Source organism: Clostridioides sp. ZZV14-6387, assembly GCF_020657835.1.
Lineage (GTDB): Bacteria > Bacillota > Clostridia > Peptostreptococcales > Peptostreptococcaceae > Clostridioides > Clostridioides difficile_A.
This window is the reverse complement of the sequence record NZ_JAGWCW010000011.1, coordinates 16,020-30,684: the sequence shown is the minus strand read 5'-3', so window position 1 is coordinate 30,684 and position 14,665 is coordinate 16,020. Positions and strand designations below refer to the sequence as shown.

General features: G+C 28.9%; 15 protein-coding genes. 9 read left to right on the top strand and 6 right to left on the bottom strand.

What is annotated here, in order from left to right; genetic code table 11:
* Positions 1-395 precede the first annotated feature (395 nt).
* The gene (locus KGF38_RS08790) at positions 396-2,195 is read right to left on the bottom strand and encodes a BlaR1 family beta-lactam sensor/signal transducer (protein ID WP_074179992.1); all 1,800 of its coding nucleotides are present in this window, start codon (positions 2,193-2,195) and stop codon (positions 396-398) included.
* Between the two features lie 2 nt (positions 2,196-2,197).
* Entirely contained in the window at positions 2,198-2,584 is a 387-nt protein-coding gene (locus tag KGF38_RS08785) for a BlaI/MecI/CopY family transcriptional regulator (protein WP_054269009.1), read from the bottom strand.
* Positions 2,585-2,820: 236 nt separating this feature from the next.
* On the opposite strand from KGF38_RS08785, the gene KGF38_RS08780 reads away from it, so the two are divergent.
* The 3 genes from KGF38_RS08780 (at position 2,821) to KGF38_RS08770 (ending at position 4,783) form a co-directional block, all read left to right on the top strand.
* Positions 2,821-3,498: a flavodoxin family protein gene (locus tag KGF38_RS08780; protein ID WP_054269010.1), complete on the top strand. Its 678-nt coding sequence runs from the start codon at positions 2,821-2,823 to the stop codon at positions 3,496-3,498.
* An 11-nt stretch (positions 3,499-3,509) separates the two neighbouring features.
* Entirely contained in the window at positions 3,510-3,935 is a 426-nt protein-coding gene (locus KGF38_RS08775; RefSeq protein WP_074179993.1) for a MarR family transcriptional regulator, read from the top strand.
* Between the two features lie 68 nt (positions 3,936-4,003).
* Positions 4,004-4,783, top strand: a complete 780-nt coding sequence (locus KGF38_RS08770) for an EFR1 family ferrodoxin (protein ID WP_054269012.1) — start codon at positions 4,004-4,006, stop codon at positions 4,781-4,783.
* Between the two features lie 231 nt (positions 4,784-5,014).
* Here KGF38_RS08770 and KGF38_RS08765 read toward each other — a convergent pair whose 3' ends face one another.
* Together KGF38_RS08765 and KGF38_RS08760 are read right to left on the bottom strand one after the other, a co-directional pair.
* Complete coding sequence (locus tag KGF38_RS08765) at positions 5,015-5,638, bottom strand: uracil-DNA glycosylase family protein (RefSeq protein ID WP_074179994.1); 624 nt, start codon at positions 5,636-5,638, stop codon at positions 5,015-5,017.
* 119 nt (positions 5,639-5,757) lie between these two features.
* Positions 5,758-6,015 carry a hypothetical protein gene (locus tag KGF38_RS08760; RefSeq protein ID WP_054269014.1) on the bottom strand — a complete coding sequence of 86 codons (258 nt, stop codon included), beginning with the start codon at positions 6,013-6,015 and terminating at the stop codon, positions 5,758-5,760.
* 204 nt (positions 6,016-6,219) lie between these two features.
* On the opposite strand from KGF38_RS08760, the gene KGF38_RS08755 reads away from it, so the two are divergent.
* From KGF38_RS08755 to KGF38_RS08730, 6 genes are all read left to right on the top strand, one after another.
* Positions 6,220-6,732 (top strand): hypothetical protein, encoded by a 513-nt coding sequence (locus tag KGF38_RS08755; RefSeq protein ID WP_054269015.1) that lies wholly within the window; start codon positions 6,220-6,222, stop codon positions 6,730-6,732.
* A gap of 258 nt (positions 6,733-6,990) precedes the next feature.
* Positions 6,991-7,695, top strand: a complete 705-nt coding sequence (locus KGF38_RS08750; protein WP_054269016.1) for a lantibiotic protection ABC transporter ATP-binding protein — start codon at positions 6,991-6,993, stop codon at positions 7,693-7,695.
* Positions 7,692-8,462: a lantibiotic immunity ABC transporter MutE/EpiE family permease subunit gene (locus KGF38_RS08745; protein ID WP_054269017.1), complete on the top strand. Its 771-nt coding sequence runs from the start codon at positions 7,692-7,694 to the stop codon at positions 8,460-8,462. Before KGF38_RS08750 ends, KGF38_RS08745 begins: the two co-directional genes overlap by 4 nt.
* Complete coding sequence (locus KGF38_RS08740) at positions 8,459-9,238, top strand: lantibiotic immunity ABC transporter MutG family permease subunit (RefSeq protein WP_074179996.1); 780 nt, start codon at positions 8,459-8,461, stop codon at positions 9,236-9,238. The genes KGF38_RS08745 and KGF38_RS08740 overlap by 4 nt, the downstream gene beginning before the upstream one ends.
* Positions 9,239-9,289: 51 nt before the next feature.
* Positions 9,290-9,982 carry a response regulator transcription factor gene (locus KGF38_RS08735; RefSeq protein ID WP_054269019.1) on the top strand — a complete coding sequence of 231 codons (693 nt, stop codon included), beginning with the start codon at positions 9,290-9,292 and terminating at the stop codon, positions 9,980-9,982.
* Between the two features lie 18 nt (positions 9,983-10,000).
* The gene (locus KGF38_RS08730) at positions 10,001-11,425 is read left to right on the top strand and encodes a sensor histidine kinase (RefSeq protein ID WP_054269020.1); all 1,425 of its coding nucleotides are present in this window, start codon (positions 10,001-10,003) and stop codon (positions 11,423-11,425) included.
* An 80-nt stretch (positions 11,426-11,505) separates the two neighbouring features.
* On the opposite strand, the gene KGF38_RS08725 is transcribed toward KGF38_RS08730, so the two are convergent.
* Together KGF38_RS08725 and KGF38_RS08720 are read right to left on the bottom strand one after the other, a co-directional pair.
* Positions 11,506-13,965, bottom strand: coding sequence for an ABC transporter permease (locus KGF38_RS08725; RefSeq protein ID WP_074179998.1), 2,460 nt, complete (start codon positions 13,963-13,965; stop codon positions 11,506-11,508).
* A 2-nt stretch (positions 13,966-13,967) separates the two neighbouring features.
* The gene (locus KGF38_RS08720; protein ID WP_074179999.1) at positions 13,968-14,636 is read right to left on the bottom strand and encodes an ABC transporter ATP-binding protein; all 669 of its coding nucleotides are present in this window, start codon (positions 14,634-14,636) and stop codon (positions 13,968-13,970) included.
* Between the last annotated feature and the right edge of the window lie 29 nt (positions 14,637-14,665).

Below are 14,665 nucleotides of genomic sequence, written 5' to 3'. Positions count from 1 at the left end.
TATAATAAAATCAAGTAGAACACATTAATTAAAATAAAAGTTAGTAAATTGAATAAATAATTAGCAAGAAAAGATTATAATAATATGGTTTTTATCAGAAATAAAATTTTATCTCTTTTAATCCAATTCTTTCATATGGTTTTTCTGAATGGATACGATATTGATTTTTCTGTTGATTTTTTTATATATCTTATATGTTATCATACAAAAAATTAAAATAGTGGCAACAATTGAGGATGTGAGGGAGAGTTGCCACTATTTCATATAGGGTATTATATTATGTTTTTAAGCTAGTTTTACTATCTTCTATGTTTACATAATAACTCTTGTATGTGAATTTAATAGATAATTCATATGAAAATTATGTGAAGTTTTTAGGTTTTATAGTAAATATATTAAAAATTATAGATTTTTTTGTCATTTAATATAGATAATGTTATTTTAGCTGCTAAACTACCATTAGAATAATCTTTACTTTGGATATTTGTAGCAAAGAAATAAGTATTTTCATTTTTTTCTACATAACCTATAAACCAACCATTTACATCTTTACCATTTATAGTAGCGGTGCCTGTTTTGCCAGAAAGTGAGACGCCATCCTTTTTTGATACTATCAATGAATCTTTTACAGCTTCTATATTTTTATCTTTAAAATTAAACTTATTTGTATAGAAATCTCTAAGTACTTTTACCTGTTCAATAGGTGAAATTTTTAATGAGGATTCTAGCCAAAAACGTGAGATACCTCCTGAAATATCACAATTACCATACTTAATCTGTTTAAGATAAGTTTGTATATCTTTTATCCCTGTTTTTTTATCTAGATAATGAAAGTACCAGTTTACGGAGTTCTCCATAGCAGAAAATAAGTCTTGGTCTTTATTCCAAGAGTTAATAGAATGAAGTTTTCCATCCCAAGGGATGTATGAATTATTTTTTGTTATAATCCCATTTTCTAATCCCAATAAAGCACTATAAATTTTATAAGTAGAATTTGGAGAAATTCTTTTTTTACTTTTTTCCTCATTGTAAATATGATATTGATTGGATTTTAAATCATACATAACAAAACTTCCATCAAAACCTTTAAAGTATTTGCTTAGGTCTTCATACATAGTTTGACTATTTGTAGGTTTATATTCTTCATTAACATCCGCCATAATAGATAATGTAGGGCTATTTCCAAATACAATTAAAGCAATCAATGTAAGAATTAAAAGACTTTTTAGTTTTAAAAATTTTGACTCAGTATGAAAATTTGTTATCTTCAATAATCGCCTTTTAATTTGTTGTTTTGACCCACCAATATCTGATGTAAGTGCGAGATTAGAGGGTCTTGAAATATTATCTACAAAGTTTATTAGTGTTTGTCCATATTCTATATAATCATCTTTATCAAGTTTCTTTAGAACTGAAATATCACATGCAATTTCACGGTCTACTCGCATTTCTTTAAGAGCATACCATACAAGAGGGTTAAACCAGTATAATATTTGGAAAAAACACATTATATAATTTATCAATATGTCTCTATTTTTAGAATGTTGTAATTCATGAAGTAAAATATATTTTATATCTTTTAAAGATAATTTAGATATAGACTTATCTGGTAATATAATATGTGGTTTAAAGTATCCAAATGTAATAGGTGTATTTATGATGCAGGATTTACATAATATAAAATCTTTATTTATACCAATATCTTTTTTACATTGTTCAGATAGTAAAACTATCTCATCATCATCTAAAATATGTGCAGATTTTTTCATATTTCTTATTTTAAAATTACAATGAATCGTGATAACTATCATAATTGAAATACCAATCATCCATAATGTTAATAATAAAATATTTAAACTATCAAAATTAGATTGATTCAGAGATACTGAAAAATCCTTTAATGTATTTGAGTGATTAATAATACTATTTGAGCTATTTTTTATTATATAAGTATTAGCAGTATTATTTTCAATTTGAGTAAAACCATATAGATAGTTAAGCATATTTCCAAGATTAATGTATTTAAGAGGGATAAATGGAATTATTAATGTTATAAGCAATATAAATCCAATATTATAGTGGCATTTTGCAGAAATGTGCTTATTAAATATCTTTTTAATAAATAAAATTGCAACAATTAATAATGATAGGGTTAATGTACTGAATAGGAATCGTATAAAGAATGGAGCATACATATTTACTTATCCTCCTTAGTCACCCTTTTGTTTAAAATCTCTTTCAATTCCTCAATATCATCTTCAGATAGTTTATCGTTTTCCAAAAAGTTTAGCACCATAGAATTAAGAGCACCATTATAAAAACGATTTAAGAAAGAACGACTTTCTGTAGCTACATATTCTTCTTCTTTAACAAGTGGAGTATAAACGAAAACTCTACTATTTTTTTCATATGTTAAAGCTCCTTTTTTAACTAATCGCAATAGCATTGTTTGAATAGTTTTAGGACTCCATGTACTTGTTTCTACTAATTTTTCAATTACTTCATTAGTGCTAATAGGAGCATATTTCCAAACAATCTTCATAACTTGATACTCTGCTTCTGAAATTTGTGGTACTTTTTTCATGATTATACCTCCTTATACTTACATTTGTAATATATAAAGTATATTATCATTAATTTAGTTTGTCAATTAGTAAAAATAGCTCATTTATAACTCCTAAATAACTAGATATAATTAAATTTAATTCTTAGTTGAGTTGTGTAAGTATAGCTTTAAGTTAAATAAATGTGTATATTGACAGCTGAAAATATAGTTGATATACTTATTGTTGATATAACAACTAAAAAGGGGGTATAGAAATGATAATCACGGTTATAAATGGAAGTCCTAGAAAAAATGGGGCTACATCAAAGGTTTTGACTTGTTTGTGCAAAGATATTGAAAGATTAATTCCAACAGTAGAAATTAATTATTTTGATTTAAGTGAAGTCAATCCATCGTATTGTATTGGTTGTTTAAATTGTTATAAAATGGGGAAGTGTATTAATCAAAGTGATAAAGTAGAGTACATTCATGATATAATTACTAAGAGTGATGGTGTTATATTTGGTAGTCCTACTTATGGAAGTAGTGTAACTGGGCTTTTCAAGGTATTTACAGATAGAGCACATATGATGTTGGAAAGATTATTACATCGTAAGCCATGTATAGCAGTTACTACATATGAAAATGCTCGTGGTTCAAAAGCAATTTCTTTTATGAAATCGATGGTCTTAGATTCTGGAGGTTATACTTGTGGTAATTTATCTATAAAAACTGGATTTAATCAGAATCCTATAACTGAAAGAGTAGAATTAAAGATACAAAAAGTATCTAAAAAATTTATTTATTGCATAGAGGAAAATAAAAATCCGCCTGTGTTTTCTCAAATCTATAACTTTATTGCTATGAATGTTGTTTTAAAGCCAATGGCTTTTAAAAATATTGAGCAATATAAAGGAATAATTGATAGATGGGAGGCGCAAGGGATTATCTAAATGGAGGTAAAATGAAAGATTTTGAGGAACTATATGAAGTTACAACTAAGCTAGTAAGTACTTCATTGAAGGTAAAAGATGATTTGAAAAAAATGTTTAAACAAAATGGATATGATATAACAGCTGATCATTATGCGTTATTAAGATTTCTATGGGAACAAGATGGAATTTCTCAGATAGATTTATGTGAAAAATCATGTAAGGATAAATCCAATACTACAAGAATCTTAGATGTTATGAAAAATAAAGGATTGATTGTACGTAAAGTAGATGCTAAAGATAGACGTAAGTTTCAAATATTCTTAACAGATTTAGGTAGAGAATTAGAAGAACCATTAAATAAAATTGCAAGTATGTATGCAGTAGAGACATTTAAATCTATTTCTGATGAAGAGTTACCCTTGTTTGCTAAGATTTTAGATAGAATTGGAAAGTAGATACAAACTCTATTTTAAGAAGTCTTTTTAACTATTAATGATACAAAATGATAGAAAGAGGGATAAGAATGAGTTCTAAGATTTATTATTTTTCTGGGACAGGGAACTCTTTAGTAGTTTCAAAGACTTTAAAAGGGATGTTAAATGAAAATAAGGAAGTAATACCATTAGCTATACATAGAAAAAAGCAAAATATAGATATAAATGAAGATGTACTAATAATCGTTTTTCCTGTGTATTTTGCTAATGCTCCTGATATAGTAAAATCTTTTGTAGATAAATTAAATTTTAATAGTAATACTCATATATATGCTATTGCCACTTGTAATGGAGTAGCTGGACATAGTTTGTTTACTATAGATAAGTTGCTTAAGAAAAAGGGCAAAAAATTATCAGCTGGTTTTATAATTGATATGCCTGGCAACGCTTTGACAACACCTTTAGATGTTGAAGAAGAGAGATTAAGAAATTTAACTAATAGAGTATCTGAGATTGCAAAGTATATCAATAATTCTGAAAATGGAAGTATAGAAGGAAAGAATAATTTAAAGTCATATATAGATAGTGTTATGCTTCGTTTAGTAGGGAAGAATATGCAAATTGCAACTACTAAATTTTTTGCAGAGAGTAAATGTAATGGATGTGGGACATGTAAAAAGGTTTGTCCTGTAGACAATATAAGTATAGTTTATAAAAAGCCAAAATGGGGTAATGAGTGTGAAAGATGTTTAGCTTGTTTTCACTGGTGTCCAAAAGAGGCTATAAATATAAAAAAATCGTTTTTAACAGATAGAAAGAAGTATCATCATCCAGATGTTACTGTTAAGGAGATGTTTTTAGATAAGTAGATATATTTAACTTGTATTAATAACTATCTTATTAAATAAAAATTTTAGAGTAATAAAGAGAAAAATACAGTAATCTTATGAGAGGATTATAAATAGTAATATGTAATCATATAATATAGTAGAGATTAAAAAGAATGATATATAAATATATAAGATTATTAACATGAAGATAAAAGCGCCTCATAAATAAAAGTTTTTGAGGCGCTTATTGTTTATTTAAATTGGTATCTATTATTTTATAATCTCAACCATTTTTTTTATATCCTCTGATGCCATTTCAAACTTTGACTTTTCAATCAATATGTTTCCACCAGTCATGATATAGGATGGAAATATTCTTAATTTATCATAATAAAGTTCATTGTTACGAAGTTTATATGTTGAGATAGAAGGGATAGCATTCTTTTTTGTATGTTTTTTAGTAATCATGTTAAAAGATTTTTTTGCAACATCTCCCATCAACATCACTACTTCTAAATTATCGAATAATTTAATTTCCTCTTCTAAAATAGGCATGTGTAATTTAATTGTGTCACTAGTTATTGTATATTCCGATTTAGGGAGTTTTACTGCATTGGTTATATAGATACCCATATCTAAAATATCATTTATATTAGATACTTCTATACCTGCATTGTTGAATAAAGGGATAGTGGTTTTTAAGTAATCAGCATCTTCATCTATACTATAAAAATCATCATTAGGGTTATTTGGTACAACTTCATTAATCATGATAGTTTTTATGGTATCTGTGTCTATTGTTATATTAGGAAGATATGATGTTATTTTGTCGTTATCAAAAAGATTATTCTGCTTAATAAATTCATTTAAAGTTGATTTTATATTTATTTTCATATAATGTATCTCCTTAGTTTAAAGCTTTAAATACTATAAAAATAGTTTTAAAGTATATAATTTTAAAATATAATAACATATCAAATACGACAACAGAATGTCATGTTTAATTAATAACCTTATCTAAATTTAGAATTTATTAGAGCATCTGCTTGTTCATAGTCATCTTTATGTACATAAATTGAGTACTCATAAGAAAAATCTTCTTTTTGCCCTAAATTTCCAAGAATCATTTTATTTGAAAAAGACCCTTTAGAGTAAGTATTGTTCCTTACTTTATACTTATATTTAATTTTATTTACTGACAATATACTGCATATCTCATTAAATCTATCTAAAGAATATCCTCGGAAAAGCTCAGTTCTATTTAAAATCATAAAGAAAACCTCCTTATAAAAGTAAGTTATTGAAAATAGTTGAGAAATGGACTATAAGTTGTTATAAATAAAAGGTAGCAAAATTAAATTGATTTGTAAAGTTTTTAAGAGTATTATACTAGTAACAAAATGAATAAGTTACAGATATATAATTTTAAATAAAATATGTAAATGTGATTACATAGACTCAAAGGAGAAATTTTAATGAAAAAAATATCACAAGAAAAAGTAAGTACATATACTAAAGAAGTATCTCAAGAAAAGATTGAACAATGGAAATCGGTATATGAAAAATATAAAGATACTTTAAAAGTAAATTCTAAACCTATTTCAGAAGTAATAGAGTTTTTAAAACAAAAATATACTGTAAAGGAAGAAAATTCAGAAGAGTTCAAGGATGTAATTATCAATAATATTAAATTAAATAAGCCTTTCTCAGAAAAGATTACCAATAATGCAGAATTAAAGCCTATTGTATTTACAATTCAAAATGAAGGGAATGCAAAAAAATTATACGATGCACAAGAAGAAATTTATAGTGGTTGTCCAATTACAGTGGGTATGGAATTTGAAACAGGATGTGTATTTGTAGAGGGTAGTGATGAGCTTAATGATGAGATAACTGCCTTTAGAGGATTAGATAAATATGATATAAATAATTATTATCTAGTAGCAAACTATGTTAGATGTCTAAAGAAATATGAATTAATAGATTAGTACATGATTTAAAAATTATAGAATAAATTTAAGGCTAGTATAATTATAGGGAATAAGTTTAAGTCTAATACAATTAAGTTTAAATCTAATATAAATGTTAAACATAAATTTAGATAGAGTTGTCAAAATAAAATTGGCAACTCTATTTTTTTATTTTAAATTTATTAAAACTGATAGCTGTTATAGAATTGTTATTTTTTCATGTTAGTATTCTCTTAGTAACAGAAATTCATGAATTACAAGAAAGGAGAAATAAATATGAAAGATTTAATTCTTGAAACAAAAAATTTATCAAAAAGATATAGGGAACAAATGGCAGTTAACAATGTTTCTTTGCAAATTGAGCGAAACAGTATCTATGGTCTTTTAGGTCCAAATGGTGCAGGGAAGTCTACCACACTTAAAATGCTTGTTGGTCTTCTTCGTCCAACAGATGGACGTATTATTTTTGATAGGAAACTTTGGAAGCGAGAATCTCTTGCAAAAATTGGTGCCTTAATAGAATCCCCTTCTTTGTATGGGAATCTTACAGCAGAGGAAAATTTATTAGTACATACGAAAATTTTGGGAATTCCTAAAGATAAAATTTATGAGGTATTAGAAATAGTAAACTTGAAAAACACAGGGAAAAAGAGAGCTTCACAATTTTCTATGGGGATGAAACAAAGGTTAGGAATAGCTATTGCACTTTTGAGTGACCCAGAACTGTTAATACTAGATGAACCAACTAATGGGCTTGACCCTTTTGGAATTCAAGAACTTCGTGAGTTGATTGCTTCTTTTCCAAAAAAAGGTATAACTGTAATTCTCTCTAGCCATATTCTTTCAGAGGTTGCTCAAGTTGTAGATAATATAGGAATTATAAATGGAGGACGATTACTATTTCAAGGAATACCTGACCCCAATGAAAATCTAGAAGAATTTTTTACAGATGTTATTCTTAAAGGAGGACAAAACAGATGAATGCTTTACAATCAGAACTTTTAAAGTATAAAAGAACATTTATGGGAAAACTTATTATTTTTTTCCCAGTATCTTTTGCAGCATATGCACTTATAATGCAAGGAACACTTATGCAAAATCCATTATCCCAATCAGATTCTTGGGCGTGGCAAAGTCTTTTAGCATTAATTTTTAATTGGTGGTCATTTATGTTTCTGTCTATTGGATTTGCATTGTTTGCTACTTTGGTAGCTGCACAGGAAAAAAAGGCTGGAAATTATCGTGCTTTACGTACACGCAATGTGTCTCCTATGATGCTTTGGATTAATAAAGTTATGGCGATGGCAGTTTACAGTTTTATTTCAACACTAGTTTTAATAGTTATAACAATTATAACTGGTTTAATATTGAAAGCTGGACCAATTCCTTTTGGACAGATTATAGAGGCAAGTATTGTATGTTGGGTTGTCTCTCTTGCTATACTTCCAATTCAGTTATTGCTTGCTACGTGGAAAGGTATGTTCTTAAGCATGGGAGTTGGATTTTTAGGAATGATATTGGGTGTCCTTGCTGCGACAAAATCATTTTGGATTGCAGTACCATGGAGTTGGGCAATTAGGATAGTGTGTCCAATCCTTAACTTACATCCTAATGGTACTATATTAGAAGCTGGAGACCCACTTTTGAATACTTCAGTAATTTCTATTGGGATTGTTGTTTCTTTGGTTGTGTTTCTAGTATTAACAGCACTTACTGCAGTTTGGTTTAGTAGGAGGGATGACAAATGATAAAACTCTTATTATCAGAATGGCTTCGAACAAAGAGAACAGCCGTCCGATGGCTTACTCTTTTTATGCCTGTTATTTTTTCATTATGTGTGGTTGCCTATCTTGCAATCAAATCTGGGAGTACACAAGCATTTGCTTTTGAAGGATTTTTTACCGTATGGACTGTATTCATCATTCCTATTGGAGTAGGTATTTTATCTGGATTTATAGTATATGAGGAAGAGCTTGCTGGAAATTTCAATGGTTTTTTATGCATAGGTATTTCTCGTGTTAGATTATATCTTGGAAAATTTCTTTTTCTTTTGTTTTGCTTAACTGTATGCACATTTATTGCTACATTGATACTCTGTATAGGTATGAATATTGCAGTGCCATATGGAGTAACAATAAGGTTATTTCTGTCAGCAGCAGGACTTGTGGTGATTGGGACGCTTCCACTATTAGCTATTCATCTTTGGGTGAGTTTTGCATGGGGAATGGGTGCATCTATTGGTATTAGTATTGGTGGAATTTTAATGGCAGCAATACTTGGTCTAACAAATGTGGGCTCAAAAATTGGCCCATTTGTACCTTGGACATGGCCAGTAAAATTGGGTATGCTTCCAGGAACTTATTTTATTAAAGGAACTGGAAATATTCCAAATGATGTGATTTATTCTGAAATGATACAATCAGCTACTATACATTTTGTAGCTGTAGTAATAGGTCTGATTATATTATTGATAGGAGGGGTTACTTGGTTTAAAATATGGGAAGGAAGGAAAAATTGCGAGTAGATATATATTACTTTAATACTTACCTTCCTACAAAAGAAAGGTGGTGTTATATTGAGTAAAATATTGATTATTGATGATGAAGTAGACTTAGTAATGTTACTTGAAGACGAGTTAAAGGGAAAAGGTCATGAAGTATTGATAGCTTATGATGGACAGACTGGTATAGAGTTATCAAAAAAGCAGCCTGACCTTATCATACTAGATATTATGATGCCTAAAATGGATGGTTTTGAAGTATGTCAGGCAATTAGGGATGATGTCTTGTGTCCAATTATATTTTTGAGTGCAAAGCAGTCAGAAACTGACAAAATCAAGGGCTTGACCTTTGGAGGGGATGATTATATAACAAAACCTTTTGGACTACGTGAACTTATGGCAAGAATTGAAGCCAATTTGCGTAGGGAAAAACGGTCACAGTATATCAATGAAGAGAACAAACGCTCTACATTGTACTTTGGAAAGTTATGTCTATGTATGAGGGAACGTACAGTTAAAATTGATGGTAAGGAGATTGATTTAACTAAAATAGAGTATGATATTGTTGAACTACTAGCACTCCATGCAGGACAAGTCTTTTCTAGAGAACAAGTCTATGAAAAAGTATGGGGATGCGATTCTGAGGGTGATTCTTCAACTGTTGTTGAACGAATTAAAAAAATACGAGCTAAGTTTGCCGCTGTGATGCCAGAAAAAGAATACATTTCTACAGTTTGGGGAATTGGATATAAGTGGAATAAAATGTAAGGAAGGAGAAAATATTAAATGAAAAATCAATCACTTATAACACAATTCAGGCGCACCTTTCTTTTGATTATAGTGGCTAGTATAGTCTCCACAGTAATTACTTATGTGTTTGCTATTTACTTGTTTATATATTCATTAAATAAAGACATTTATCCAGCAAATTACTATGAGAGGCAAGTTTCTGGAATTGAGGCATACGTTAATGAAAAAAACATAGACTTGTTATCTCAATCGAATGAAGACGAATTAAAAAGTGTTATTCATGGGAATGGGATTTTATATCAAGTTGTGGATGATAATGGCAATGTCTTGTATAGTATTAATCCACAAAAACCATTCAAGACAAAAGAAGAATTATTTAGCAATTTTAGCAAAAAAACTTCTCGTAAAGGGAGTTATATCTATACTATTCCTATCAAAGATGACAATGGGAAGGTTGAGGGAGCTGTTATTCTATCCTATGTAGTAAAAGTTACATTTGCAAATAATAGGGGGAAATTTATAGGTGTAATTATTGCAACAGGTTTATTCTCTCCATTTCTATATATTATTGGGTTTACTATATGGTTTTCTAAAGATTTTGTAAAAAATATCAATAAACCAGTACATCTCTTAATCGATGCATCCAAGAAGATAAGAGAAAAGAACCTTGATTTTGAAATCGACTACTACTCAGATAATGAACTTGGAGAACTTTGCAGTGCTTTTTCTGAAATGAAAGATGAATTAAAGAAATCTTTATCTGTACAGTGGAAAATGGAACAGGAACGTGTTGAGATGGTAGAGGCTTTAGCACATGACTTGAAGTCTCCTCTTTCTATTATTTTGGGATATACAGATGCACTTATTGACAATAATTTAGAGGGTAACGAAAAATTACACAGATATCTTACAGTTATAAGAGAAAATACAGAAAAAAGTGCATCTCTTGTTCAGAAAATGCAATACACTTCTGATTTGGAAAAATCAAATATACAATTAAACCTCGTCCCTGTAAATTTACCTGAGTTTTTGGAACAAAAGGTACAGGGCTATGAATTACAGGCTCATCAAAAAGAAATCAAGCTTGTTTTAAAAATACAGGGTAATATACAATCTCCAGTTCAAATAGATGTTGATAGATTGACACGAATTTTTGATAATATTATATCCAATAGTCTAGAATACACTCCAGTAGGTGGTAGTATTAACATCATCGTAGAAGCTGAAAAAAACTATATCTATTATAAGATTTGTGATTCTGGTAGTGGGTTTAGTTCTAAAGATTTGAAAAAGGCTCTTGATAAGTTTTATAGAGGTGATGAGGCTAGACAGACTAAAGGTGGTCATTCTGGTCTTGGACTTTATATTGTTAAGCAATTAGTGGAACAGCTTGGAGGTTCTGTCAAAATAGAAAATTCAAAATCAGGTGGGGCATGTGTTATATTTTGGCATGTCTCTTAATTACTTAAAAGCTTTATAAATTTAACTTATATATTTTAAATCAAAAGAGGAGGGATATTATGCCTCCTCTTTCTTAAATTTCAATTAATATCTATGCAGTCAATTATATTCATCTTTTTAACTTTTCTTAATGGAATAAGAGTAGCTATTATACATGCAAGTATAGAAACAAGAGTAGCTTGTGAGATTGAAAGAATTGGTATATTAGCAAAATCAAGTTTTTCTATAGTTGCCATGTTTATGATAATGGCACTGGCATATCCAGCAATAGAACCAAATATGGCTGCGAAAATTCCATAGTAAGCACCTTCCCATAAAAACATCTTATAGAGGCTACTATTACTCATACCAATAGCTCTTTTAACCCCAATCTCATTAATTCTAGTATTTATATTTGTATTAGTTGTGTTAATTATGTTTAAAGTACCAATCAAGCCCACAAACAGGATTACTGCCCATGCTAGAAATTCTATTTGTTTAAAACTCTCTTTGAGTTGCTTGTCTGATTCGATATATGATATCCAATGAGAGCCAGGGTTATTTTTACAAATCTGTTCTATAGATAATCTTATTTGTTCTAAATCTGACTTATCTTTAGCATAAATGTTTATTTGATTGAACTTGTCCTTGTTTGTCAAAGTATCATAAACAGAGTCATATATAATAATATCAACACCATTTAGCCAACCCTTACCTTGTAAAATAAACATTTTATCTATTGTATTATATATTTCTAGTTGCTTTTTATTTATTGTAATACTGTCCTTTGGCTTTAGGCTTGTATATTTAGTTTTTATACCTGGAGTAGAAATCGCAACTGGATTTTTTATAAAGCAAATAGAACCATTTTTGAAATCTTCTAGTGTAGAATCTGTAATAGAAGGCATACAATCTTTTAAGGTTTGCTCATCGATTCCAATGATTTTTAACATCTCACCACTATTTTCAAAATTGATATTTGTATCTATTTCCTCTTGTTTGTATTCTGAGTATTTTATAAAAGAAGTACGATTGATATCTTTCATGCTGTTTATTTTATCTAGAGTGGATTTATCAAAACCAGTTATTTCGTTTGTTAAGGAGAAATCTCCTTCTTTTAAACTACTTACTGATTTAGATACATCTAATACATTAGAAAACTCACTCAGTGCAACGAATACTGTTATACTCATAAATAAAGAGAGTATAGTTATTATAGTTCTTCCTTTATTTCTTTTTAAGTTTAACCATGCAAGATGTCTTTCAAAGTTTTTTATTGTTTTTTCTTTTCTAATCTTTCTTTTGATTTTGGTAGTAGTACCAGCCATAGCAGTTTTTGGAGATACATGTGAAGCGTATATTGCTGATGGTAATGCCGAAATAAGTGAAAAAATCAACGACATACTAGAACTTACTAATAACGGGAATAGATAAGCATTTGAGTTCTTATGTATAAGCTCAGTTATTTCTGTATTATTATTTGCTAGAAGTATATTTGGGTTTAAGATATTAGTTACCATTGTAGTTATACTTTCAGAAGATATAATTCCAACTATAACTCCAATAGGTATAGCAATAGCACATAAGATTAAAACTTGTAAAATAATAAGCTTATATAGTTGCTTTGGTTCAGCACCTATTGCTCTTAGACATCCATATTCTTTAATCTTCTTTGTAACAGATATTTTTAAAATATTATAGATTACAAGTCCTGAAGCCAATAAAACTAATAAAGCAACGAATAAAGATACCAATATAATAATAGATATACTATCATCATTAGAATTATCTTTTTCAAACTGTATCCCAAGTGCATTTAAATAAATCCAATTATACTGAATTGAATCGTGAGGAAGACCTATATTTTTAGCTAATTGATTCACTATTTCTTGAAATTCGTCTTGTTGTCTTACTTTAAAATCTAATGAAGATAAGGCATATCTCTTAGGCAGAAAATTTTCTGATGTGCCTTTGCCTACAATACCATTTACTATGCCACTTGCATATCCTGTATAATCATCTTCTAAAATACCACTCAATTTAAAGTTGGCTGTGTAATTATATGCTGGTATAGTATCTTTTAAAAGTGAAATATCCAAATTCATAGATACTGTCATACCTAGTTTTGGTTTTATACCCATAAGTTTTAGCGTATTTTCATCTAAGGCTATTTCATTATCATTTTTAGGAAGATTTCCAGACTTTAATTTTGTTAACTTTGGATAGTTGGAAAGTCCTATTTTATCATACTCTTTTACAAGTACAGAGATACCAGAATCCTTTATTTTACTAGTACCAAGAGCTATTGAAGTACCAGCTTGATAAATTCTACTATCTTTCTTTATTTTATCAACTTGATTTTTGGTAAGTTGATGAAAGGATACATGCCTATCCCCATTAAAAGAGCGAGCTTGTTCAATTCTTAAATTTTGAAGTATAGCAATTGACTGTCCAATCACAGTCGTCATAATGGTTGATAGTACTATTGCGATAATAATAAGCGCAGTCATAAGTTTTTGGCTTTTTAATTCTTTTATTGAAAGTGAAAGATAACTCTTCATTATTATTCCACCTCCATAAGTGCGCCATCAATAATTGAAAGTCTTCTATCAGCAAGTTTTGCAATTCTATCATCATGAGTGATTACAACTAAAGTCTTACCAAACTGTTTTGAGGTTTTGATAAGAAGATTCATAACTTCGCTACCACTTTTACTATCTAAGTTTCCTGTAGGCTCATCAGCAAATATTATATCTGGCTTTGCAATAAGTGCTCTTGCAATTGCAACTCTTTGTTGCTGACCACCTGAAAGTTCATGAGGAAGATGGTGAAGTCTGTCTGTGATTCCAAGTAATGATGAGATTTCATTTAAGTATTTCTTATCAGGTTGTTTTTTATCTAGAAGTACAGGCATTAAAATATTTTCTGATGCTGTAAGAACTGGTAAAAGATTAAACTGTTGAAAAACAAATCCAAAGGATTTTCTTCTAAGAGCAGATAATTTCTTTTCACTATATTTATATATATCTTTATCATCCAGAAACACCTGTCCAGAGGTAGGGTTGTCCAAACCACTTAAGATATGTAAAAGCGTACTTTTTCCACTTCCAGAAGGACCAATTATAGAAACAAATTCTCCTGAGTTTATTTCTAAATTGACATTATTAAGTGCAATAACTTTATTGTTGTCAGAACCATATGTTTTTGATAATTGTTTTGCTTTTATAATCATAAAAAACACTCTCCTTTTCTATATAAGAA

Coding starts and splice junctions, on each gene's coding strand:
- KGF38_RS08760 (WP_054269014.1), bottom strand. CDS start 6,015: ATGATTTTAAATAGAACTGAGCTTTTCCGAGGATATTCTTTAGATAGA.
- KGF38_RS08780 (WP_054269010.1), top strand. CDS start 2,821: ATGATAATCACGGTTATAAATGGAAGTCCTAGAAAAAATGGGGCTACA.
- KGF38_RS08745 (WP_054269017.1), top strand. CDS start 7,692: ATGAATGCTTTACAATCAGAACTTTTAAAGTATAAAAGAACATTTATG.
- KGF38_RS08720 (WP_074179999.1), bottom strand. CDS start 14,636: ATGATTATAAAAGCAAAACAATTATCAAAAACATATGGTTCTGACAAC.
- KGF38_RS08765 (WP_074179994.1), bottom strand. CDS start 5,638: ATGAAAATAAATATAAAATCAACTTTAAATGAATTTATTAAGCAGAAT.
- KGF38_RS08770 (WP_054269012.1), top strand. CDS start 4,004: ATGAGTTCTAAGATTTATTATTTTTCTGGGACAGGGAACTCTTTAGTA.
- KGF38_RS08725 (WP_074179998.1), bottom strand. CDS start 13,965: ATGAAGAGTTATCTTTCACTTTCAATAAAAGAATTAAAAAGCCAAAAA.
- KGF38_RS08785 (WP_054269009.1), bottom strand. CDS start 2,584: ATGAAAAAAGTACCACAAATTTCAGAAGCAGAGTATCAAGTTATGAAG.
- KGF38_RS08755 (WP_054269015.1), top strand. CDS start 6,220: ATGAAAAAAATATCACAAGAAAAAGTAAGTACATATACTAAAGAAGTA.
- KGF38_RS08790 (WP_074179992.1), bottom strand. CDS start 2,195: ATGTATGCTCCATTCTTTATACGATTCCTATTCAGTACATTAACCCTA.
- KGF38_RS08750 (WP_054269016.1), top strand. CDS start 6,991: ATGAAAGATTTAATTCTTGAAACAAAAAATTTATCAAAAAGATATAGG.
- KGF38_RS08775 (WP_074179993.1), top strand. CDS start 3,510: ATGAAAGATTTTGAGGAACTATATGAAGTTACAACTAAGCTAGTAAGT.
- KGF38_RS08740 (WP_074179996.1), top strand. CDS start 8,459: ATGATAAAACTCTTATTATCAGAATGGCTTCGAACAAAGAGAACAGCC.
- KGF38_RS08730 (WP_054269020.1), top strand. CDS start 10,001: ATGAAAAATCAATCACTTATAACACAATTCAGGCGCACCTTTCTTTTG.